The organism is Streptomyces sp. NPDC047974 (genome assembly GCF_040653375.1).
In the GTDB taxonomy this organism is placed as follows: Bacteria; Actinomycetota; Actinomycetes; order Streptomycetales; family Streptomycetaceae; genus Streptomyces.
This window is the reverse complement of record NZ_JBEZNU010000004.1, coordinates 72,441-94,836: the sequence shown is the minus strand read 5'-3', so window position 1 is coordinate 94,836 and position 22,396 is coordinate 72,441. Positions and strand designations below refer to the sequence as shown.

The following is a 22,396-nucleotide window of genomic DNA, read 5'->3' as shown; positions in this document are numbered from 1 at the left end:
ATGACCTCGACATCCTCCACGCGTACGCTCCCGAAGTTCCTCACGGACTACGCCCCGACCCGCTTCCGGCAGCGCCTCACGCCCTTCTCCCGGATGCCCATCACCGGGCGGATCGGCGAGGTGTGGCACCTCGCCGCACAGCGCAACCCGCGCAACCCGGTGATCGTCGACCGGGCCCCCGACGTGGACCCGGGCGGCCCCCGGGAGCGCAGCTACCGCCAGTGGGCGGCCCTCGTCGACGAGCTCGCCGTCAAACTGGTGGCGCTCGGCGTCAAGCCCTGGGACCGGGTGGCCGTCGTCAAGGAGAACCACCTGGACGTGGCGCTCCTCGCCTCCGCCGCCGCCCGCATCGGCGCCGTGCCCGCGCTGATCACCAACAACCACCCGCACGAGACGATCACCGTGATGCTGGGCCGCCTGGAGCGGCCGTACCTGATCACCGACGCGGTGACCGTCGAGCGCATGCGGCTCGACAAGGACACCCTCGCCGAGCTGACCGAGGCCACGGCGTGCCTCGGCGAGGTGCCCCAGGACCGGCCCGACCTCCGGGTGTTCGCCGAGCTCGGCGGCGGCCCGGTGCCCGCACCGGCGCTGCGCGCCCACCACGAGCCCATGGTCATCACCCACACCTCCGGCACCACCGGCATCCCCAAGCTGGTGATGCACTCGGCCGAGTCGCTGTACTCGCTCGCCCTGGTGGAGGCCGAGCGCTGGCCGTTCTTCCGGCTGCGGGAGGACGACACGGTCGCGTTCTGCGAGCCGTACTCCCACCAGCGGGTCATCACCGGACTGCTGCCGCTGGCGACGGTCGCGCCCAAGCTGGTCATGATGTCCGACCCGCTCTCGCCGCGGGTGCGCGAACTGCTCGTCGAGCACCGGCCGACGCTGGTCGAGACGCTGCCCAACGCCTTCCTCGCCTGGGAGGAGCTGGCGCGCGACCCCGAGCGGCCCTTCCGGAACGTCCGCGTCTACGTGAACTCCTTCGACGCCATCCACACCCGGACCGTGCGGACCTTCCTCGCGGCCACCGACCGCAAGCTGCCCGTGTGGGTGCAGTCGTGGAGCCAGACCGAGGCCGGCGCGGTGGCGATCCGTCCGTACCTGCGCGGTTCGGTGAAGCGGCGCGGCCACCGGCCGCCGCCCACCCAGGTGCTCGGCTGGCCGGTCCCGGGCTTCGGGAAGATCCGGGCCCTCGACCCGGCCACCGGACGGCCGGTGCGCCGCGGCGAGGTCGGCCTCGTCCAGTTCTCCGCGCCCGGCCGCTGTCTCGCGTACGTCGGCGAGCAGGAACGCCACGACAACAAGCGCGACGGCCAGTGGTGGAACCTCGGAGACCTGGCGCTGATCAACCGCTGGGGCGCGGTCCGGCTGATCGACCGCGAGATCGACCGGATCCCCGGCGGCAGCGCGCTGGAGATCGAGGACGTCCTCCTCGACCGGCTGCCGGAGACGACCGAGGTGATCGTGCTGGCCGTGGCAGGCTCGAAGCCGCAGCCCGTCTACAGCACGCAGGGCGACAAGCCGGTCACCGCGGCGGCGTGGGCCCGCGTCACGGCCGACCTGCCGGCGATGGCGGAGCCGATCCACATCCGCTGGGACGAGTTCCCGCGCACGGCGACCTGGAAGGTGCGCCGGGTGATGCTCCGGGAGCAGCTCTTCGAGGGCTCGTCGGCCATCGGTCTGGGCAACTGGACCTGACGGCCGGACCGTACGGGGCCGTCCCCGGCGCTCCTGCCGCCGGGGACGGCCCGCCCCGCCCGACCCACCGGAGGACCGCGTGCGCACCACCCTGCTGACCCGCGACGGCGAACGGCTCGACGCCGCCCATCTGCCCGGTCCGGCCGGTTCGGACCTCTGCGTCGTCATGGCGCACAGCTTCACCGGAAGCCGCCACGGGAAGGCCTTCCGCGGGCTGGCGGCGGAGCTCCGCCGCGCCGCGTCGGTGGTGACCTTCGACTTCCGGGGCCACGGCCGCTCGTCGGGCCTCTCCACGGGCGGCGCGGCGGAAGTCCACGATCTCGCGGCCGCGGTGGAGTTCGCCCGCGCGCGGGGCCATGCCAGGGTGGCGGCGGTCGGCTTCTCGATGGGCGCGGCGTGCGTCGTCCGCCTGGCCGCGGCGGAACCGGGCCTGCTGGAGGCCGCGGTGGCCGTCAGCGCGCCGGCCCGCTGGCAGTACCGGGGAACCACGCGGATGCGTCTGGTGCAGGGGCTGACCTCGACCGGCCCCGGCCGCGCCGCCCTGCGGCTCGCGACCGGCACCCGTCTCTCTCCCGTCCCGTGGGACCCGGCGACGGAGTCGCCCCTGGACGCGGTCCCGAAGGTCGCCCCCACCCCGCTCCTCCTGATCCACGGCGACCGCGACCCCTACTACCCCCTCGCGACGGCCCACGCCCTCAAGGCGGCGGCCGGCGATTCCGCACGCCTCTGGGCGGAGGCGTCCATGGGTCACGCGGAGGCGGGCACCTCCACCGCCCTGATGCGCCGGACGGCCGCGTGGCTCACCGAGGCGTGCCCGTGAGCCAGTGGGCCAGCCGGTCCGGGGGAGTGGTGCGCAGTTCGCGGTGGAGGGCGCGCAGGAGCTCGGGGCGGTGGAGCAGGGGCCGGGTCGCGGGGGCGGTGGTGGCGAGCGCGAGCACCAGGCCGGTCCAGGCCTCGGGCGATTCCGGGTCCTCGGCGAGGAGCCGGGTGTAGGCGGGGACGGCGGCCGGATCGCCGGAGAGCAGGGCCAGGTCCGCGGGGCAGGGCGGTTCGGGGGCCGGCGGCGGGGCGGGGTCCCGGGGCGGGGCGAGGAGCCGGCGGATCAGCCGGGTGCGCGGGTGCGACCAGGGCGTGTCCGGGTCGGGGGCGAGGGTGGCGGCGGCCACCGCGTGCGGGGCGAGCCCCGCCAGATGGGAGCTCGCCAGGGCGCGTACGTCGGCGGGGGCGGGGGCCAGGTGGCGGACCCGCCACTCGGTGCGGTGGTCGGTGGCGGCGAGCGCGGCCCACGCGTCGACGCCCGGCCGGACCCGCGCGTCGGCCTCCCAGGCGTCCAGCCGGGCGGCCATGCCCGCCACGAAGCGGCGGCCGTGGGCGGTGAGCGCGGGATCCGCGGCGAGGGTGCGCACCGCCTCCCGGGTCTGACGGCGGCTCAGCGCGAACTCGAACTCGGCGGCGGCCCGCCAGGACCGCTCCACCCGGTCCAGGTGGCGGGAGCGGAACTCGGTGATGCCGAGGAAGGCGTACGCGCCCTGCAGCAGCCCGCTCAGCGGGCGGGGGTCGTTGCGCCAGGGGGCGTGGTGCCGGGCCTGCCCGTCGTCCCGCTCCAGCGTCAGCAGATGGATCAGCGCGCCCAGTTTGTTGTGCTGGAACTCGTGGACGAGGGCCACCGCGAAGGCCACCGGGTCCGGCGGCAGCGACAGCAGCAGCCCCCCGAAGGCGTCGTCGGAGGAGATGCTGCGGACCGCCCCGCCCGGCGGCCCGGTGACCGCCGTCAGACTGCGCAGCCCCTCCGCGAGCGCCCCCGCAGCCTCCGGGTCGCACTCCTCCAGGACCCGGAGGGCCTGCCCGAACCCCTCCTCCCAACCGGCCGCCCGCTCCGGCGCGAGCCGCTCCGGCGGCAGCGTCCGGCTCAGGTCCCGGTAGGGGTCCAGGTCGTCGAGCCACACCTCCGCCGCCCGCCCGGCCACCGGGGCCCGCAGCCGGCGCAGCCCCAGCCACCCGGGCGCGTCGCCGCCCGGCCGGCCCCGGGGCGGACCCACGGCCTCGCGGTGCGGCTCCACGGTCAGCCGGCCGGCCTCCACCGCCACCTCCGCCGTCGCCCAGCGGGGGCGGTCCGGCAGCCGGGCGAGTCCCAGGGCGGGGAACATCACGGCGCCGTCGCGCAGCGGCACGGTGGTGCGCAGCGGCAGCCCGGCCCGTACCGAGGCGGCGGCGCAGAGCGAGAAGAGCTGACCGAGGTCGGTCCAGAGCGGCCCGTCGCCCCAGGCCGTGTGGTGCAGCCGGCGCAGCCCGTACGCCAGCCAGGCGCCGACCTGGGGATGCAGCAGCAGCTCCCGGAACTCCTCCGGCGCCCGCTCCTGGGCCGCCGTCAGCGCGTCCCAGGCGCTGTCCGGGGACGGCAGCGGTCCCAGCGCACCGGGCGTCCGGGCCGCGCCGTCGAGCAGCGCCCGCAGCAGCAGGAGCCGCCGGCTGTACTCGGTGGTGGACAGGAAGCGGACGGCGCCGGCGTCGCCCCGGCCCGCGGCGAGGGCGTCGAAGTGCTCGGTGGGGACGAGGTGGTGCGCGGCGCGGGCGGGCCCGTGGCCTCCGGCGTACTGCACCCTGGGCTCCTGGGCCGTCAGTCGCCCGAGGGCCCCTCGCCGCCTCCTCCGCCGAAGTTGATCCGGGGCCGCTCGATCTGACGCAGCAGCCGGTCGAGGGCGGGGGCGTGCAGGAGGGGGTCCTGGGTGCGGAGGGCCGACAGGGGGACCTCGCTCAGATCGACCAGTTCGGATCCCATGTGCTCCGTGGGCGTGTGCATCGGTTCCCCCTCACCACGCTGAACCCCGTCACCTTTCATGATGGCCCAGGGCCGGTGGTTCGGGAAGGGCGTGATCAGGGCGGTCAACCCCTCGAATCCGGCCAAAGCCAGCGTCCCGCCCACCGCGTCACCGCCTCCTCCTCGGGAGTGCCCGCCCCGATCAGCGCGACCGCGTCGACGAGGGCGGCCAGGCCGCCGGGGTGGCGGCGGCAGGACCGGACGATGGAGACGATGTCCGGCCGGGGCGCTCCGAACCGGGGGATGGAACCGGCCAGTTCGACGGGGAGCATGGACACGATGAGCTGGCGCTGCTGCTGGTCCGCCATGCCCGGCGCGGCGCTCAGCACCCCGATGAGCTCGGGCAGGGCCGCGTCCGGCACCTCCCGGTCGGCGCTCCGGGGCGCGGGGACGGTGAGCAGCCGCTCGTCGCCCGCCGCGGAGACGTACCGGACGGTGGTGGGCCGCTGGCCCGTCCCGGCGGCGGCCCCCGGCCCGGTGAACCGCGCCGCGACCGTCTCCGCGAGGGCGTCCGGGTCCGGCGGCCACGCCGCCCCGTCCGCCGCGTCCAGGGCGGCGAGGACCACCTCGGAGAACGCCCCGGTCTGCCGTACGGGGTCGTTCCCGGCGCGCTGGCCGGGACCGGCCGCCAGCAGCACGGACTGCGCCCGGCCCGGCAGCCGCTCGCCGCCCGGCGGCACCTCGGCCGGGAGCGCGCGGGCGAAGCCCAGGTCCTCCACGAAGGTCTGGCAGGAGTCCACCACCCAGATCTGGCGCGGGAAGCCGGGGAACAGATCGGTGGTGAAGGCGGTCAGCCAGGCGTCCAGGTCGAGGTTGCGCCGGTCGTCGCCGGTGGCGTCGGCGTAGAAGAGCCGCCGGTGGCCCTGCGGGTCGGTGACGCCGTGGCCGCCCCAGAACACCCACAGGAGATCGCCCTCCAGGGCGGGCAGCCGGCGGGTCAGCACCTCCTGCACCGCCTCCCGCCCCGCCGCCCCCTCGGCGACGTCGGTGACCGGGCCGCCCGCCCCCGGCAGCGCGGCGAGCAGCAGCGAGATCCGCTCCGCCGGCACCCCGCGCCGCCGCAGCCAGGCGGTGAACCGGCGGGCGTCCGCCGCCGGGCCCGGCAGGTCCCACGCCGGGCCCGCCGCGTACCGCTCCACCCCGACGACCAGGGCGTGCGTCCGCTCCGGCCGGGCCGGCGTCACGGCAGCTCCGCCGCGAGCAGCCGGTACAGCTCCGGATTGCCCCAGTAGGCGCTGTGCGCCAGCGGGAAGGGCTGCCGCCCGTCGACCTCCACGTCCCGCACCCGGCCGGGGAAGATCCCGGCGCCCAGGTAGCTCAGCAGGTCGCGGCGGTCGTACACGTTGATCCAGGGCGGCACGTGCGGGGGCAGCGGGGCGCCGTGCTCCAGGCTCGGCAGCGCCCCCAGTTCGTAGAGGAACGGCGCCTGGGAGCCGACCGTGACCAGGAGCGCCACCTCCGGCAGCGCCCGCAGCACCAGCAGGTCGAGGGAGGCGATGCCGCCGAGGCTGTGCGCCAGGACCACCACCGGCGGCTCCGCGGCGGCGACGGCCGTGGCGACGGCCTCCCGGATCGCCTCGCCGCGCGCCAGGTAGAGCAGGACGTCCCCGGCGGCCGGATGGGCGGCGTCGGTCAGCGCCGACCGGCGCTTCACCGCTTGCGCCGAGGCGAGCCCGAGGACGAGCCGCCCGGCGAGCCTCCCGACCCGCCGGGTCACCGGCCCCCGGTGGACGCCCGCGCCGTCGCCGGGGAGCAGGGCGGTGATCCGCTCCACGACGGCGTCCCGGGCGGCGCCGTCGAAGGCGGGCGGGGCGGCCGCGCGCTCGGCCGTCCGGCGGACCGCCTCGGCGGTGAATGCCCGTGCGAGAGCGTCCGCCTCGGCGGCGGCCACGGGGGAGCGCAGGAAGTCCCGGCAGTCCGGCGAGGTCAGTACGGCGGCCAGGGCGGCGGCGAACTCCCCGCCGATCCCCGCCGCGTCGAGCGGCCCGCGCAGGGCGTCGTCCCCGGCGAGCGCCACGGCCGCCGCCCTGAGCGCCTCGCCCGGAGGCGCGGCGCCGGGGGCCAGCTCGGTCCGCCCGCCGGGCTCCGAGGCGAGCAGCCGCAGTTCGAGCAGCGGGTCCAGATAGAGCAGGCCCCAGAACTCGACGTCCCCGGCGTCCCCCTCCGCCCCCGGCGCGGCGCGCCCGGAGCCGTACCCCGGGACCGACAGGCCGCCCGCGCGCAGGTCCGAGCCCGCGCTCCCGCCCCAGTAGCAGGGGGCCACGGCCACCTCGGGGCGGACCGCCGCGATCCCCTCCCTGACCCGCTCCAGCGAGGCGGTGTACCCCGGCTCTCGCACCCCCGTGCCGTGTACGAACAGCACCGTAGTCACGTGCGACCCCCCGTCCACGGCCGTCTAGGCCAAACGGCTTCCACGATAGGTCACTTGCCCGCCGGGCGGCTACACTCCGTAGGGGCCGTGCCCCAACGGGGAGGCGGGCCGGAAGGGGATCGCCGGTGAGCTCGGATTCCGTCACCACGCACGTCGTCGCGGCTCTCGCGGTGGTCGTCGCCGCCTCCCACGCGCTCGGCGCGCTCGCCCGAAGAATCGGTCAACCTCCCGTCGTGGGACAGCTGTTCGCCGGCATCGCCCTGGGGCCCAGTCTGCTCGGTCTGGTCCCCGGCGGCGTCCACGGGACGCTCTTCCCGACCGAGATCCAGCCGATCCTGAACGCCCTCGCCCAAGTGGCGCTCGTCTTCTTCCTGTTCGCTGTGGGTTACGAACTGGACCTCGGGATGCTCCGGGGGCAACGCTCGGTGACCACCGTCTCGGTGAGCGGCTTCGTCCTCCCGATGCTCCTCGGCGCCGCGATCGTGCTCCTCCTGCCCGGCCCCTTCGCCGCCGCCAACGGCGACCGGCCGACCGACCTCACCTTCCTCCTCTACATGGCGATCGCCCTCTCGGTCACGGCCGTCCCCGTCCTCGCCAGCATCATCAAGGACCAGGGCCTCGCCGGGACCAGGCCCGGCACCGTCGCGATGGCCTCCGCCGGCGTCATCGACGCGCTGAGCTGGCCCGTCCTCGCCGTCGTCCTCGTCGGCGGGGTGCACGGCTCGGCCCGCGAGTGGGCCGTCAAGGCCGTCCTCCTCGTCGTCTACGTGCTGCTGATGCTCTTCGCGGTACGCCCCCTGATGGCACGCTGGATCGGCCGCCCCGGCACCCCCGTCTCCCGCCAGGTCCCGGTCGCCGTCACCGTCGCCCTCGCCTCCGCCTGGGCCACCAACGCCCTCGGCCTGCACGTCATCTTCGGCGCCCTGCTCGCCGGCGTGATCATGCCCCGCAGGCCCGACGGAGCCCCGGACGGGCGGCTGCTGCGCCCCCTCCAGGACACCGGCGGGCTGCTGCTGCCGATGTTCTTCGCCGTCTCCGGCATGGCCGTCGTCCTCGACGGGCTGCGCGCCTCCGACCTGCTGCTCCTCGCGGTGATAATCGCCGCCGCCGTGGTCGGCAAGGTGGCCGCCGGCGCCTTCGCCGCCCGGGCCGGACGGCTGCCCTGGCGCGAGTCGCTCCTGATCGGGGTGCTGCTCAACACCCGGGGCCTCACCGAGCTGATCGTGCTCAACGTCGGCCTCCAGGCCGGGGTGATCGGCCCCCGGCTGTACGCCCTCCTGGTCGTCATGGCCCTGGTCACCACCGCCGCCGCCGGGCCGATGATCCGGCTCCTGCGCCACCCGGCCGACCCGCTTCCCGCCCCCAGGGAGGGCAACCGCACCGGCGGGGGCACCCCGGAGATCTGGTCCGGCCCCGAGACCCTCCCCGGCCCCGCGCCCGCGGGGCCCGTACCGGACCCGTCCGCCGGGGGCGAGCCCGCGCCCCGCGCCTGACCGGGCGCCGGAGACGCCGGAGGGCCGGCCGGACCCCGACGGGTCCGGCCGGCCCTCCGCACGCGCCCTAGAACGGCACCGGCGCGATGTCCACGTCCGCCCGGCGGCCGCTCGCGGACGCCACCGTCGCCGGGTGCTCCTCGCCGAGCCGCTCCCGGAAGCGCGCCAGCGTGTCGGTGTGCAGCGGCGTCGCGTCCGCGTCGCGGCCCAGCGCCCGCAGGTCGAGCACCACGTTGGTGGCGCAGGCCAGGGTGGTCGGGTGGCTCTCGCCGAAGCCGTCCCGCAGCAGCTCCAGGGTCCGCGCGTCGAGCGCCAGCGCCTCCTCGTGCCGGCCCTCGTCGGCGAGCAGACTGCCCATGCCGACCGCCGCCGTCATGGTGAGGACGTGCTCCTCGCCCAGCGAGTCGCGTAGCCCCGGCAGCGCCGCGTCCAGGTGCTCCCGGGCGGCCGCGAGCTCGTCCGCCTGCCGCAGCGTGAGGGCGAGGTTGACCCGGGCCGACAGGGTGTACGGGTGGTGGCCGCCGAGCTTCGCGGTGTACCGGTCGATGGTGGCCTCGGCGAGCTCCCGCGACCGCCGCAACTGGCCGTCCTGGCGCAGGTCCACCACCAGGTTGGCGGCGCAGGCGACCGCGTCCGGGTGGTCCGGGCCGTACCGGTCCACGAACTTCGACCACACCGACTCGGCAAGGGCCAGCGCCCCCTCGTGGTCGCCGGCCCGGCGGCGGCACACCGACAGGACGCGTGCGGCGCCGAGGGCGGAGGGCGCGTCCTCGCCGAAGGCGGCGCTCTGCCGGGCGTAGACGTTCTCCTGGTGGGCGGCGGCCTCCAGGTAGTCGCCGGTCTCCCGGATGTCGATGGACAGACCGGTGAGCGTGTTCAGGGTCGTGGCGTGGTTCTCGCCCATGTGGAGCGCCCGCAGCCGGGCGGTCTCCGTGTCGACCGTCCTGGCCTCCTCGTACAGGCCCATGAGCCGCAGCCCGATCCCGAGGTTGTGGGCGGCCCTGAGGGTGGCCGGGTCCTCCTCGCCGAAGGCCCGCAGCGAGCGCTCGTACACCGAGCGGTCGATCTCCAGGCCGCGCGCCATCTCGGCCCGCAGCCGCAGCCCGCTGGTGAGCTGGATCAGCGCGTCGAGGGTGCCCTCGTGGTCCTCGCCCATGGTCCGGATGTACGTGTCGGCCGTCTGCTCCATCATCGCGGCGGCCTCCTGGTACTCGCCGAGCGCGCGCAGCACGAAGGCCAGCCACTTCGCCATCTGGAGCGTCTGCTGGTCCTCGGCGCCGAACTTCTCGGTCCAGATCCGCAGCGCCTCGCGGGCCATCGCCGCCGCGCCCGCGTGGTCGCCCCAGGTGTGGAGGAACTCCACCATGCCGCGGATCAGCCGGCGCACCCACGGGTCCTCGCACTCCACCGCCCGCGAGCCCGTCACATGGGGGAGGAGCTGCTGGTAGCGCGGCCAGAGCGCCCGCGAGGTGGGGTTGTTCGGGTTGGCGTCGGCGAGCAGGAGGTGGGCGCCGTGCCGCATGTCGGCCTGCTGCTGCGGGGACATGCGGTTGACCAGCACGGCCTGGACCAGCCGGTGCAGCTGGATGGTGTTGTGGCGGTGCTCGATGCGGGCCAGGGCGTAGATGTTGATCTCGCGGATGGCCCGGTTGAGCCGGATCGGGTCGCGCAGCGCCTCGTTGAGCTCGGGGGCGATGGTGGTGGTCCGCGAGTTGTTGAAGAACGAGCGGGAGATCGGCTCGGGGGCGAAGAAGGAGCAGACCTGGAGGAACTGCAGCGCCGCCGGGTTGCGCTGTTCGAGCTGGCGCAGCGAGACGTCCCAGGCGGCGGCGACCGACATGGGGTAGTCGGGCGACGGCACCAGTTCGAGCATCAGCTCGGCGATCTTCTCCTTGATCAGCCGCAGGTACTCGGGGACCGCCATGCCGGTGACGGCCTGCCAGGCGGCGGCCTGCTCGATGGCGAGGGGGAGGTCGCCCAGCGCCTCGGCGAGCAGGTCGGCGTCGGTGTCGCTGAGGTCGCGGGCGCGCCGGCGGAGGAGGGCCTTGCTCTCCTCCCGGGTGAAGATGTCGACGGAGAGTGTCCTGGCCACCCGGTCCCACTCCTGGTTCCGTGAGGTGATGAGGATCTTGCCGGTGCCGCCGGTGGGGAAGTAGGGGCGGACCGCCTCGACGTTCTCGGCGTTGTCGAAGACCAGCAGCCACCGGTCGTACGGGGCGCCGCGGCGCAGCGCCTCGCGGACGGCGGGGACGGCCTGGTTGGCCTCGTTGCTCACGTTCAGGCCCATCCGCTGGGCGAGTTCGGTGAGCGCGGTCAGGATCATCGTCGGCTGCTCGGAGGGGATCCACCAGACGATGTCGTAGTCGTGCGCGTAGCGGTAGACGTACTCGATGGCGATCTGCGACTTGCCGACGCCGCCCATGCCGTGCAGCGCGTGCGGAAGGACCGCCGAGGTGTCGCCGGTGAGCAGCTGCTCGCGGACCTGGTCGAGGAGGTACTCGCGGCCGACGAAGTTCGGGTTGTGCGGGGGGACGTTGCCCCAGACGGCGGGGACGGCCTGGCGCTGCCTCGGTCCCGGCCGGTGCGCGACGGGATCGGTATCGGGCGCCTGGGCCGCCGGGACCAGGCGGCGGCTGTCGCCCTCCGGCACCGCGCCGGGACTCGGCGCCGGGATCGAGGTCCCCGGGGAGCCGTTGACGGTCGGGGTGTTCTCGGTCGGCTGCTGAGAGGCGGTGATGTCGGTCATGAGGCCGTCCATGTCGGGATCTACGGGATTGATGGGGACATCGTGGACCACGGAGGGAGGGTCCTCCATGACGGACACTCCCGGGGAACTGCCCTCCAGGGCCGCGCTGATCCGGTTCGCGCGCTGGAGGTAGGGGCCGGACAGGGCGCGCAGGATCGCCAGTTCGACGCGGAGGAAGGGAAGGCTCTCCGGTGTCGGCGGGGCGACCGGCGTCTGCTCCGGGGTGAGGAGGGCGCCGCGCAGCCCGCGCGCCGCCTCGGAGCGGTCGCCGAAGAAGTCGGCGACCGAGCGGGCCACGCGCGCCGTGTCCGCGCGCATGGCGCCGGCCAGGAGCGCCTCGCGCGCCCCGGCGACGAAGTCGAGCGGCGCCGCGACGGCGGGCCCGGTGTCGGTTTCGGCGGCGGGCTCCTCGACCAGTCCGCTGAGGAACAGCTCGGCCACGTGCACCGGTTGGGCCTCCGGCACGAGCCGCCGGCGGACGTCCCGGACGAGCAGCGGGTCGAGGACGGCGGCGGCCAGGTGGGTCGCGAGCCGGAAGGCGGTGGGGGTGGCGTGGCTGCGGAAGCGGCGCAGCCGCTCCTGCACGCTCGGCGGGGAGGAGGCGGGCGGTGGTTCCTCGGGCGGGGGCGCGGCCCGTTCGGCCGCGCCGAGCAGCAGGACGGCGGCGGGCGTCCAGCCGGACACCTCGCCGGCCACCAGGGAGGCCCACCGGCCCAGCCAGTCGGCGTCCAGTTCGAGGACGGGGACCGGGATCCGCCAGGTGGCGGGCGGCGGGGCGAAGGGGTCGCGCTCCTCGGGCGGGAAGCGCACGGCGAGTTCGTCGTTGCGGGCGGCGGGGCGCGGGCTGTGGAGCCGTACCCGCCAGGGGACGAGCGCGGAGCGGTGCCAGTCCCGCTGGGAGAGCAGATGGACCACCGCCGTCGGTCCGGCGGCCGCCCACCGCTCCAGGGCGGCCTGGCCGGCGCCGCCGCGCCACAGCGGGCCGAGGGCGTCGGTGAGGACGAGGACGATCCGGCGGCCGGTGCGGTCGACCAGTTCGGCGGGGTCGCCGCCGGCGCCGTCGGCGCCGCCGTCTGCGCCCCGGCGGCGCAGTACGGCCCGGGGGCCGTCCGGGGTCTCGCGCAGGCCGAGGCGGTGGACCCGGACGTCCCGGAAGGCGCCGAGCTGTTCGGTGACGGCGGTGAGTTCGGCGACCGTCTGCTCCCAGATGGCCATGGTGGCGTGGTCGTCGACGACGAGGACGAGGTCGAAGCGGCGTTCGCCGACGGGCCGGGTGTACGGAAGCCAGAGGCCGTCCTCGGCGGCCCGTTCGACGGTGGCCTCCTCGTCGAGCTCGACCTCGGTCGTGGAGGGCGCCAGCTGTCTCAGCGGCCGCAGCCGGCGGCCGATGTCCGGCGCGTCCCGCAGGTCGGGCAGGGTCTCGGCCCCGACGGGGACGGCGTGCCGGAGGTCCGCGACGCGGTCCGCGGTCCGGAGCGGCCGTCCGTCGGGCGGGGTGCCGGGCGGTCGGCCCGGCGGGGGAGGCGCGCCGGGGCGGCGGCCGGGGGACGGGTCCGGCTGCGGCCGGGCGGGCCGTTCCCCGTCGCGCTCGCGGGAATCACGGAAGTCACGCAGCTCGGGGGGCGGCGGGACCAGCTCGGGCGGGGTCTTGGGCCGGGGCTGCGGCGGCTCGGTGGACTCGGGGAGCGCCGCCGCGAGCTTCTGGTAGGCGTGCAGCCAGAGGATCTCCGCCACCTCGAAGGGTTCGGGCAGGGAGCGGGCGTCGTCGTCCATCAGGGTGCCCCCGACAGCCGGCGCCAGAGCGCGTCGAGCAGTTCGTTCCAGGCCGTGTCGTCGCCGCGGACGCCGGCCGTGCGCAGGTAGACGGCGTTGAGCAGCTGGTCGGCGGCGAGTCCGCCGTGGTCCCTGCTGCGCTCCACGAACTCCCGGACCAGCGGGTCGTGGCGGCCTTCCTGGTCCTGGAAGTGGGCGGTGATCATGGCGGCGAGCTGGTCCTCGCGGGGCGGTGAGACGTCGAGGCGGACGCAGCGGCGCAGGAAGGCGGGCGGGAACTGCCGCTCGCCGTTGCTGGTGATGACGATGAAGGGGAAGGCCCGGCAGCGGACCAGGCCGTCGACCACGGGGACGGTGCCCTCGGGGTCGTCGGTGTGGACGTGGGAGACCGGCTCCCGGCGGCGGGCGCGGACCAGTTCGGGGATGGTGTACGTGCCGTTGTCCAGGACGTGCAGGAGGTCGTTGGGCAGGTCGATGTCGCTCTTGTCCAGCTCGTCGATGAGCAGGACGCGCGGCAGTTCGTACGGGAGCAGGGCGGTGCCGAGCGGCCCGAGCCGTACGAAGTCGCCGATCCTGGCGCCGGGTTCGGGCGCCTGCTCGGGGTCCGTCCCGGAGTCCGTCCCGGGGTCCGGCGCGGGCGCGGGGAGGGGGGAGGCGCCGGGCCTGAGGTGGCCGAGGGAGGCCTGGGCGCGGCCGATGGCGTCGTACTCGTACAGGCCGGAGCGCAGGGTGCTGCGCGAGGTGATGCCCCAGTGCAGGACGCGCCCGAGGCCCAGTTCGCGGGCGACCAGGTAGGCGAGGGTGGACTTGCCGATGCCGGGGCGTCCGGTGACCAGGAGCGGCCGGCGCAGCAGCAGCGCGGTGTTGACCAGGTCGATGTCGTGGGCGTCCTGCCGCGGGGTGGCTCGGCCCGCGCGGCCGAGCCTGCGGTCGGTCTCGGCGCTGTTCGCCGGCACCGGGGGCAGCACGGGGCCGCCGTCGAAGCTCCGCCAGCCGGGTGGCTTCGGCAGCACGTCGCCGAGCCGGATGTCGGCCAGCGGCTGCCCTGTGCCCCGGTAGATCCACCAGCTGCGGCTGGTCACCGGGCCTGTGGTCCGGCCGTCCTCGGCCGGGTGGTGGACACCGCTCATGTCTCCCCCTCCTCGTGGTGTCCGCCGCGGACGCCGTCGAGGTCCGCCCCGGGTGAACCGGACCAGTCCACGAGGCGGTTGGGGTCGTCGAAGAGGACGGCGAGGTGCCGCCCCACGTGGACGTCCCGCTGCCCGGCGGCGGCGGTGGCCGCGTCCTTGCGCAACTCCTGGACGCGCTGCGGCAGTTCGATCGCTCTCCCTCTCAGGAGCCGTTTGGCCCGTTTGCGGAAGTCGGCGGAGATCGCCGGGCGACGGTCCCAGACGGCCATCGGCACGCCCTCGAAGAGGGCCTCGACCAGCGAGTCGCGGCTGCCGTCCCGGTCCCGCTCGGTGGGCAGCGGCGGGGTGTTGAGGGCGACGGAGACGTACCGCTCCTCGGCGCTGAGCTTGCTGTTCCAGCGCTCGCGGTCGTGGTCGCGCTCGCCGACGGTGTCCCAGTGGCAGGCGGTGTCGGTGCTGTCCAGCGCCCGCTGCCAGCGGTTGTGCCAGCGTCGGTGGACCTCCTTGGCCCGCATGCGCTCCAGGCTGCGCAGCACGACGGGGTAGGTGAGGCAGAGGGCGGTGGAGGCGTGCGGCCGGAATCCGACCTGGGTCCACTCCAGGGGTTCGTTCAGCAGGTCGACCGGGAGGACGAACTCCAGGACGGGCCGTCCCGGCTGCCGGGCCCAGTCGTGCTCGGCCCGCTGGAGCAGCCGCTCCACGGCGGCGGGCACCTCGGCGAGGGAGACGAGCCGGTCCTCGCCGCGCTCCGGCCGCCAGGGACCGGGGCGCATCTGCCGCCAGTGCGACAGCAGGTACCGGTCGGGGTCCATGGCGCTTCTGCACAACTGGACAACGACGCAGGCGGGGGCGGGTTGTGCCGGGGGCCGTCCGGCGAGCTCGGTCCGTACGTCCCCCAGCTCGGTGCGCCGTTCCAGCCGTTTGGCCCGGATGTCGTTCCACTCGCGCAGTTCGGCGGCCGTCCGCGCGTCGGCCGGGCCGCCGCCGTCGAGCCCGGCCGCCACGTGCTCGACCAGGACCATGGTGGGGAGCAGGCCGTCGGGGCGGGTGTTGGCGCGGGTGAGGTAGTCGAAGGCCTCGGTGAGGGTGGCGACGGGCCGGCCCGGCAGCGGGAGGCCGTCGGCGGCCGCGTAGAGCAGGCCGTGCGCGTCGAGGTGGCGGACGCGGGCGAGGAGGCCGGTGACCGCGAGGGTCTCGGCGTCGGGGAGGGCGGGGAGGACCTCCGCCGGCGGGGTGGCCGCGATCAGCTCGCGGACCCGCAGGGCGGGGGTGGAGCCGGGGTCGTACAGGGTGAGGGCGGCGGCCAGTTCGTGCAGTCCGCCCGGCTCGCGGCGGCAGTACCGGACGATCTCCAGGATCCCGGACCGGGGGCGGTTGTGACGGGGGATGTCGGCGGCCGCGGGTAAGCGGTCCGCCAGGGTGTCGATGAGGAGCCCGCGGCCCTCGGTGGTCTCCAGGCCCGGTACCGCGCTCAGCTGGTCGACGAGCTCACGCGTGAGATCCGACGCGTGGCCGCCGTGGCCCTCGTCGTACAAAAGCCCCCCCGTCACGGCTCCGGTGTTTCTCCGACTCCCGATCGCGCCTGGGCAGTTCGGGCGCCGTCGCCCTGTCGTCCAGGGTATGGCGAGGTCCGGAGACGTCGCCACCCTGTTCGACGGGTTCCTCCCCCGGAATCGTCCGGAGTAGTCGGCGGGCGACGCGGGGGCGACGCGGGGACTACTCGACGACGAGGTCCACGGTGATGTTGCCGCGGGTGGCCTTGGAGTAGGGGCAGAAGGCGTGGGTCTTCTCCAGGAGGGCGAGGCCGGCCTCGCCCTGGAGGTGGTCGGGGAACTCGGCGCGCATGACGACGGCGAGGCCGAAGCCGCCGTCGGCGGGGTCCTTGCCGATGGAGACCTCGGCGGTGACGGAGGCCTCGGAGATGTCGATCTTCTCCTGGCGGGCGACGACGCCCATGGCGCTGGCGAAGCAGGCGGCGTAGCCGGCGGCGAAGAGCTGCTCGGGGTTGGTGCCCTGACCGTTGCCGCCGAGGGCCTGCGGGTGGGCGAGGGGGAGGTCGATGTGGCCGTCGGAGCTGACGGCGCGGCCCTCGCGGCCGTTGGCGGTGGCGACGGCGGTGTAGATGGCGTCCATGACGTCTTCCGTTCCTGTTCCTCGGGAAGGGGTGGCCCTTCATTTGTAGCGCACGACTCAGTTGTGCACAACTCAATGGCGTGCGGTGGGTGCCTCGCGTACCCTGGGGGCATGGAGACGCTCGACACGGTCCCGGACGAGGACTTCCTCCGGCTCGACCACCAGATCTGCTTCTCGCTGCACGCGGCGACCCGCGCCTTCAACGGCGTCTACCGCGAGGCGCTCAAGGAGCTCGGGCTCACCTACCCCCAGTACCTCGTCATGCTCGTCCTCTGGGAGCACGGCGAACTGCCCGTGAAGGGCATCGGCGAGCGGCTGAGGCTCGACTCCGGCACCCTGTCGCCGCTGCTCAAGCGCCTGGAGGCGGCCGGATACGTCGAGCGCAGGCGCAGCCCGGAGGACGAGCGCTCCGTCACGGTCCGCGCCACCGCGGCCGGCGCCGAGCTCCGCGGGCGGGCCCTCGGCGTGCCCCGCCGGATCGCCGCCGCCACCGGCCTCGACCTCGCGGAGATCGCCGAGCTGCGCGACCGGCTCGGCGCCCTCGCCGCCCGCCTCGACGGCATCGACCCGGACGCGCTGCGCCCCTCCTGCGGCTGACCGCCCCCGGTCGTCCGGACGCCACGGAAATGTAAGGGCCGAATCTCGGAGGCGTTCCTATACTCGCCCCATGTCCGAGATCACCATCCGCCGCGCCACCGCGGCCGACTCCAAGCGGCTGACCCGGCTCGTCCGGGGCTCCGCCGCCTACCGGGGGCCGTACGCCGTCATGGTCGACGGCTACCGGGTCGGCGGGGCCTACATCGAGCACCACCCGGTCCACGTCGCCGTCGACGCGGACGGCCGGGTCCTCGGCTTCTACGCCCTCCTGCTCGACGAGGCCGAGCTCGACCTCGCCTTCGTCGCCGACTCCGCCCAGGGGCTCGGCATCGGCCGGCTGCTGATGGCCCACATGAACTGCGTGGCCCGCGTCGCCGGCCTCACCGCCGTCCGGGTCGTCGCCCACCCGCTCGCCGAGGAGTTCTACCTGCGCACCGGCGCCCGCCGCACCGGCACCGTCGCCGCCTCCGGACGCGTCCACTGGGACCGCCCCGAGCTCACCTACGACCTCACCGGCCCCGCGGACCCCGCAGACGCCTCCGCCACCGTCGCGGACGCCTCGTGACCGGCGTCGAGGCACCGCAGGAGGAGAAGCGGCGGATCTTCGCCGACCTCACCCCGCTGCGCACCTCCGCCGACTACCGCCGCCTCTGGTTCGGGAACACCGTCTCCTGGGTCGGCCAGGGCATGACCACCCTGGCGATCTCCCTCCAGGTGTACGACATCACCGGCTCGGCCTTCTCCGTCGGGCTCGTCGGCCTCTTCTCCCTCGTCCCGCTCGTCGTCTTCGGCCTCTACGGCGGCGCCATCGCCGACACCGTCGACCGGCGCACCCTCGGACTCGTCGGCGCCACCGGGGCCGCCGCCCTCTCCGCCGCGCTCGCCGCCGCCGCCTTCGCCGGCTTCCACCGCGTCTGGTTCCTCTACGCGATCGTCGCCCTCCAGGCCGTCTGCGGCGCCCTCAACGCGCCCGCCCGCAGCGCCATGATCCCCCGCCTGCTCCCGCCCGAGCAGCTGCGCGCCGCCAACGCGCTCAACTCCATGGTCATGACCTTCGGCACCCTCGTCGGGCCCAGCCTCGGCGGGGTCGTCGTCGGCTTCGCCGGCTACCAGACCGCCTACACCATCGACGCCCTCGCCTTCTTCGCGAGCCTGTACGCGATGTGGCGGCTGCCCTCCATGCCGCCGGAGCACACCGGGGCGAAGCGGGCGTCCGTCCTCGACGGGCTGCGGTTCCTCGGCACCCGCCCCAACCTGCGGGCGACCTTCGTGTCCGACCTCTTCGCGATGATCCTCGCCCAGCCGAAGGCGCTCTTCCCGGCCGTCGCCGTCCTCTGGTTCGGCGGCGACGCCAAGACCACCGGACTCCTCGTCGCCGCGCCCGCGTTCGGCGCGCTCCTCGGCGGGGTGATCTCCGGCTGGCAGGGCCGGATCCGCCGGCACGGGCAGGCCATCCTCGTCTCCGTCGCCGCCTGGGGCCTCGCGATCGCCGCCTTCGGCCTCAGCCGGAACCTCTGGATCGGGCTGCTCTGCCTCGCCGTCGCCGGATACGCCGACACCTCGTCGATGATCTTCCGCAACACGATGATGCAGGTCGCCGCCCCCGACGAGATGCGCGGCCGGCTCCAGGGCGTCTTCATCGTGGTCGTCGCCGGCGGGCCCCGGCTCGGCGACTTCGTGGCCGGCTCCGTCGCCGACCTCACCTCGCCCGTGGTCGCCATCACCGGCGGCGGCCTCGCCTGCGTCCTCGGCATCGGCGCGTTCTCCCTGTACGCACGCGGTTTCCGGCGGTACGACGCCCTCGACCCGAAGCCCTGAACGGGCCCGGCCCGCCTGGCGGTTGGCCGCCACGGCACATAGCCGCCAGCCGGGACGGGGGTCAACTCCCCCTCCTGGCGTCCAGACTCCTCGCGGATCCGGAACCTCCACCCCCGAACCCCGGTTCCGCGAGGAGTCGTTCGATGACCGCACCGCTGACCAGAGGAAGGGCCGGGCTGATCGCCGCGGGCGTCTCCCTCGTGCTGCTCTCGGCCGGGCAGACCGCCGCCGCGCCGGGCGCCACGGCCGCCGCCGTGCCCGACACCTTCACGTCCCCGGCCACCACCGTCACCGTCACCCTCGTCACCGGCGACCGGGTCACCCTCACCACCCTCGACGGCGGACGGCAGACCGTCACCGTCGACCGGGCGAAGGGCGCCACCGGGGCCGTCCGCACCCAGGTCACCGACGGCCGGGTCACCGTCGTCCCCGACGAGGCCCGCGCGCTCCTCGCCTCCGGCGTCCTGGACCCGCGCCTCTTCGACGTCACCGGCCTCGCCGAGCAGGGCGTCACCGGTGAACTCCCGCTGATCGTCACGTACGGCACGGGCACCCGCGCCGCCGGCGCCCCGCGCGGCACCGAGACCGTCCGCGCGCTGCCCAGCGTCGCCGGCGCCGCCGTCACCGCCACCGACCCGGCCGCCTTCTGGCAGTCCCTCACCTCCCGGCAGGCCCGCGCCGCCGCCCCCGCCAAGGTCTGGCTCGACGCCCGGGTCCGGGCGACGATGGCCGACTCCAACGCCCAGATCGGCACCCCGAAGGCCTGGGAGGCCGGACTCACCGGCAAGGGCGTCAAGGTCGCCGTCCTCGACACCGGCGTCGACGCCTCCCACCCCGACCTCGCCGGCCGGGTCGCCGAGTCGAAGTCCTTCATCGCCGGCCAGGAGGTCGCCGACCGCAACGGCCACGGCACCCACGTCGCCTCCACCGTCGGCGGCAGCGGCGCCGGCTCCGACGGCAAGGAGAAGGGCGTCGCCCCCGGCGCCACCCTCGCCGTCGGCAAGGTCCTCAGCGACGAGGGCTTCGGCACCGAGTCGGAGATCATCGCCGGCATGGAGTGGGCCGCCGAGGAGATCGACGCGAAGATCGTCTCGATGAGCCTCGGCTCCCGCGAGGGCAGCGACGGCACCGACCCCATGGCCCAGGCCGTGAACACCCTCTCCGCCGAGACCGGCGCCCTCTTCGTCATCGCCGCCGGCAACTCCGGCGCCCCCGGCACCATCGGCTCGCCCGGCGCCGCCGACTCCGCGCTCACCGTCGGCGCCGTCGACTCCGCGGACGAGGCCGCCTACTTCACCAGCCAGGGCCCCCGCCACCGCGACCAGGCCCTCAAGCCGGACCTCTCCGCGCCCGGCGTCGGCATCCTCGCCGCCCGCTCCCAGCTCACCGCGGGCACCGGCCTCTACACCTCGATGAACGGCACCTCCATGGCGACCCCGCACGTCGCCGGAGTCGCCGCGCTCCTCGCCGAGCAGCACCCCGACTGGACCGGCGCCCGCCTCAAGGACGCCCTCATGTCCAGCTCCAGGACCCTCGGCGCCTCCGCGTACGCCCTCGGCGCAGGCCGCGTCGACGTCGCCGCCGCGATCGCCGCGGACGTCACCGCCACCGGCTCCGCCGACCTCGGCTTCTTCTCCTGGCCCTACGAGGCGAACGAACCGGTCACCAGGACCGTCACCTACACCAACGCCTCCGACACCGCCGTCGAGCTGGACCTCGCCGTCGAGGGCATGCCGGCCGGCACCGCCACCCTCGCCGACACCACCCTCACCGTCCCCGCGCACGGCACCGCCTCCACCACCGTCACCGGCGACGGCACCGGCGCCCCGGTCGGCACCAGCTCCGGCCGCGTCACCGCCACCGCCGGCGGCGCCCCGGTCGCCCACACCGCCCTCGGCCTGGTCAAGGAGGAGGAGCGCTACACCCTCACGGTCCACGTCAAGGACCGCGACGGCGCCCCCGCCGCCGCCGGCCTCGGCCTGCGCAACCTCGCCACCGGCGACGACCCCTTCCCGGCCTCCGTCGGCGACTCCGGCACCGTCGAACTGCGCCTCAAGCCCGGCACGTACACCGTCGACACCTTCCTCGACGTGCGCGGAGCCAACGGCGCCGACTCCCTCGGCCTCGGCTTCATGGCCGCCCCCGAGGTCGTCCTCGACCGCGACCGCGAGATCACCCTCGACGGCCGCCGGCTGCGCGAGATACGCGCCGAGGTCGGCCGGCGCACCGAGAGCCGCCAGCTGGTGATGGAGTACGACCGCGAGGCGAACGGCGTCTCCTACACCGACATCGTGCAGGTGCCCCTCACCTACGACTCGCTCTTCGCCGCGCCCACCGAGCCCGTCACGAACGGCACCTTCGAGTACCGGACGGTCTGGCGGCTCGGCAAGCCCGTCCTGGAGGCGAGCGTCGACGGCGACCGCCTCGCCGACCTGCGCCCGCAGGCGGGCGCCGGCCTCCTCGAAGGCCGCCACCGCCTCGGCCTCGCCGACGCGGGCACCGGCACCCCCGCCGAGTACGCGGGCAAGGACGTCACCGGCAAGGCCGTCCTCGTCCGCCTCGCCCCCGGCGCCGACCCGGCCGGGATCGCGCAGGCCGCCCAGGACGCGGGCGCCGGGGCGCTGATCGTCACCGACGACGCCCCGGGCCGGCTGATGAGGTGGTTCGGCACCGCCGCGTACGAGGACCGCCCGCTCGCCGTCGCCACCGTGAACCGCGCCGACGCCGCCCGGATCGCCGCCGGCGCCGCCCGCGGCGGGTCGATCGACCTCAACGGCACCCGCTTCACCCCGTACGTCTACGACCTCTCCGAGGGCCACCCCGGCCGCATCGGCACCGACCTCGTCTTCCGCCCCGGCGACCGCGACCTGGCCGCCGTCCGCTCCACCTTCCACGCCCCCACCGGGCGGAAGGAGGACGGCGGCGAGTTCCGCTACTCGATCACCGACGCCTTCCCGGTCGGCGTCGGCTTCAAGGAGCGGATCGCCTTCCCCGCCGAGCGCACCGAGTACGTCTCCACCGGCACCGGCCAGCGCTGGCACGAGTCCGTCGACCTCGGCTCCTCCCTGGAGGAGCGCGGCGGTCTCTCCGTCCACCGCGGCGGCACCTCCCCGCGCCTCGACTGGTTCGGCCCGGTCTGGCACCCCTGGCTCGGCACCGGCCTCGGCTGGGGCCAGCAGCGCGCCGGCAACGACCTGCGCTTCAACACCCCCGGCTGGGGCGACTCCGGTTCCGACCACACCGGCTTCGGCGACGTGTGGGGCGACCCGACCGTGAGCCAGACCACCGAGGTGTTCGTGGACGGCGTCTCGAAGGGCCGCAGGACGGGCTCCGGCTACAACCTCTGGGACGCGCCCGCGCAGGAGGCCACGTACAAGGTCGTCACCGAGACCGCCCTCGACCCGGCGCGCTGGCGGCTCGCCGCCCGCGGCCACAGCGAGTGGACCGTCCGCTCCGCCGAGACCCCGGCCGACCGGTACACCTTCCTGCCGATGCTCAACCTCGGCCTCGACCTCGACACCGACCTGTACGGGAACGTCCGGGCCGGCTCCCGGATCCCGGTCGGCGTCTTCGCCGAGTACGTGAAGGGCGCCACCGGCACCGGCACGATCGACGGCGGCACCCTGGAGGTCTCCTACGACGACGGCGCCACCTGGCGCACGGTGTCCCTCCGCAAGGGCCACGGCGCCTCCTGGACGGGTGAGCTCCGCGTCCCGTCCGGCGCGGCGGCCGTCTCCCTGCGGGCCGGTGCCACCGACGACCGGGGCGGCTCCGTCACCCAGGAGCTGATCCACGCGGTCGGCGTGAAGTAGCCCGCCG

15 protein-coding genes are annotated in these 22,396 nt (G+C 75.3%); 7 read left to right on the top strand and 8 right to left on the bottom strand.

From position 1 onward, the window contains the following. Together AB0E19_RS08170 and AB0E19_RS08165 are read left to right on the top strand one after the other, a co-directional pair. Positions 1-1,698 (top strand): class I adenylate-forming enzyme family protein, encoded by a 1,698-nt coding sequence (locus AB0E19_RS08170; protein ID WP_362175153.1) that lies wholly within the window; start codon positions 1-3, stop codon positions 1,696-1,698. 79 nt (positions 1,699-1,777) lie between these two features. Next, positions 1,778-2,518, top strand: a complete 741-nt coding sequence (locus AB0E19_RS08165) for an alpha/beta hydrolase (protein WP_362175150.1) — start codon at positions 1,778-1,780, stop codon at positions 2,516-2,518. Here AB0E19_RS08165 and AB0E19_RS08160 read toward each other — a convergent pair. The 4 genes from AB0E19_RS08160 to AB0E19_RS08145 all read right to left on the bottom strand — a co-directional run bounded on the left by AB0E19_RS08160 (position 2,499) and on the right by AB0E19_RS08145 (position 6,887). Beyond that, on the bottom strand, positions 2,499-4,298 hold the full coding sequence (locus AB0E19_RS08160) for an HEXXH motif domain-containing protein (RefSeq protein WP_362175147.1): 1,800 nt from the start codon (positions 4,296-4,298) through the stop codon (positions 2,499-2,501). The two genes, AB0E19_RS08165 and AB0E19_RS08160, sit on opposite strands and share 20 nt — an antisense overlap. Positions 4,299-4,315: 17 nt before the next feature. After that, positions 4,316-4,498, bottom strand: a complete 183-nt coding sequence (locus AB0E19_RS08155; RefSeq protein ID WP_362175144.1) for a hypothetical protein — start codon at positions 4,496-4,498, stop codon at positions 4,316-4,318. An 83-nt stretch (positions 4,499-4,581) separates the two neighbouring features. After that, entirely contained in the window at positions 4,582-5,700 is a 1,119-nt protein-coding gene (locus tag AB0E19_RS08150; RefSeq protein WP_362175141.1) for a caspase family protein, read from the bottom strand. Next, the gene (locus AB0E19_RS08145; protein ID WP_362175138.1) at positions 5,697-6,887 is read right to left on the bottom strand and encodes a hypothetical protein; all 1,191 of its coding nucleotides are present in this window, start codon (positions 6,885-6,887) and stop codon (positions 5,697-5,699) included. The genes AB0E19_RS08150 and AB0E19_RS08145 overlap by 4 nt, the downstream gene beginning before the upstream one ends. A gap of 125 nt (positions 6,888-7,012) precedes the next feature. Here AB0E19_RS08145 and AB0E19_RS08140 point away from each other — a divergent pair, with 125 nt between their 5' ends. Then, a complete protein-coding gene (locus AB0E19_RS08140) occupies positions 7,013-8,380 on the top strand; it encodes a cation:proton antiporter (RefSeq protein ID WP_362175135.1) in 1,368 nt (455 codons plus the stop codon). 67 nt (positions 8,381-8,447) lie between these two features. Here AB0E19_RS08140 and fxsT read toward each other — a convergent pair whose 3' ends face one another. The 4 genes from fxsT to AB0E19_RS08120 all read right to left on the bottom strand — a co-directional run bounded on the left by fxsT (position 8,448) and on the right by AB0E19_RS08120 (position 16,162). Further along, complete coding sequence (gene fxsT / locus AB0E19_RS08135) at positions 8,448-12,899, bottom strand: FxSxx-COOH system tetratricopeptide repeat protein (RefSeq protein WP_362175132.1); 4,452 nt, start codon at positions 12,897-12,899, stop codon at positions 8,448-8,450. Then, entirely contained in the window at positions 12,899-14,029 is a 1,131-nt protein-coding gene (locus AB0E19_RS08130) for a MoxR family ATPase (protein ID WP_362175129.1), read from the bottom strand. The genes fxsT and AB0E19_RS08130 overlap by 1 nt, the downstream gene beginning before the upstream one ends. After that, the gene (locus AB0E19_RS08125; RefSeq protein ID WP_362175126.1) at positions 14,026-15,579 is read right to left on the bottom strand and encodes a hypothetical protein; all 1,554 of its coding nucleotides are present in this window, start codon (positions 15,577-15,579) and stop codon (positions 14,026-14,028) included. Before AB0E19_RS08125 ends, AB0E19_RS08130 begins: the two co-directional genes overlap by 4 nt. 166 nt (positions 15,580-15,745) lie before the next feature. Further along, entirely contained in the window at positions 15,746-16,162 is a 417-nt protein-coding gene (locus AB0E19_RS08120) for an organic hydroperoxide resistance protein (RefSeq protein ID WP_362175122.1), read from the bottom strand. Positions 16,163-16,273: 111 nt separating this feature from the next. Between AB0E19_RS08120 and AB0E19_RS08115 the strand changes: the two genes are divergently transcribed. The 4 genes from AB0E19_RS08115 to AB0E19_RS08100 all read left to right on the top strand — a co-directional run bounded on the left by AB0E19_RS08115 (position 16,274) and on the right by AB0E19_RS08100 (position 22,389). Next, positions 16,274-16,759 (top strand): MarR family transcriptional regulator, encoded by a 486-nt coding sequence (locus AB0E19_RS08115; RefSeq protein ID WP_362175119.1) that lies wholly within the window; start codon positions 16,274-16,276, stop codon positions 16,757-16,759. Positions 16,760-16,829: 70 nt separating this feature from the next. After that, positions 16,830-17,324 (top strand): GNAT family N-acetyltransferase, encoded by a 495-nt coding sequence (locus AB0E19_RS08110; protein WP_362175116.1) that lies wholly within the window; start codon positions 16,830-16,832, stop codon positions 17,322-17,324. Then, positions 17,321-18,577, top strand: coding sequence for an MFS transporter (locus tag AB0E19_RS08105; RefSeq protein ID WP_362175113.1), 1,257 nt, complete (start codon positions 17,321-17,323; stop codon positions 18,575-18,577). Before AB0E19_RS08110 ends, AB0E19_RS08105 begins: the two co-directional genes overlap by 4 nt. A gap of 143 nt (positions 18,578-18,720) precedes the next feature. Next, the gene (locus AB0E19_RS08100) at positions 18,721-22,389 is read left to right on the top strand and encodes a S8 family serine peptidase (protein WP_362175110.1); all 3,669 of its coding nucleotides are present in this window, start codon (positions 18,721-18,723) and stop codon (positions 22,387-22,389) included. The last annotated feature ends 7 nt before the right edge of the window (positions 22,390-22,396 follow it).

Coding starts and splice junctions, on each gene's coding strand:
- AB0E19_RS08170 (WP_362175153.1), top strand. CDS start 1: ATGACCTCGACATCCTCCACGCGTACGCTCCCGAAGTTCCTCACGGAC.
- AB0E19_RS08155 (WP_362175144.1), bottom strand. CDS start 4,498: ATGCACACGCCCACGGAGCACATGGGATCCGAACTGGTCGATCTGAGC.
- fxsT (WP_362175132.1), bottom strand. CDS start 12,899: ATGGACGACGACGCCCGCTCCCTGCCCGAACCCTTCGAGGTGGCGGAG.
- AB0E19_RS08130 (WP_362175129.1), bottom strand. CDS start 14,029: ATGAGCGGTGTCCACCACCCGGCCGAGGACGGCCGGACCACAGGCCCG.
- AB0E19_RS08120 (WP_362175122.1), bottom strand. CDS start 16,162: ATGGACGCCATCTACACCGCCGTCGCCACCGCCAACGGCCGCGAGGGC.
- AB0E19_RS08115 (WP_362175119.1), top strand. CDS start 16,274: ATGGAGACGCTCGACACGGTCCCGGACGAGGACTTCCTCCGGCTCGAC.
- AB0E19_RS08110 (WP_362175116.1), top strand. CDS start 16,830: ATGTCCGAGATCACCATCCGCCGCGCCACCGCGGCCGACTCCAAGCGG.
- AB0E19_RS08100 (WP_362175110.1), top strand. CDS start 18,721: ATGACCGCACCGCTGACCAGAGGAAGGGCCGGGCTGATCGCCGCGGGC.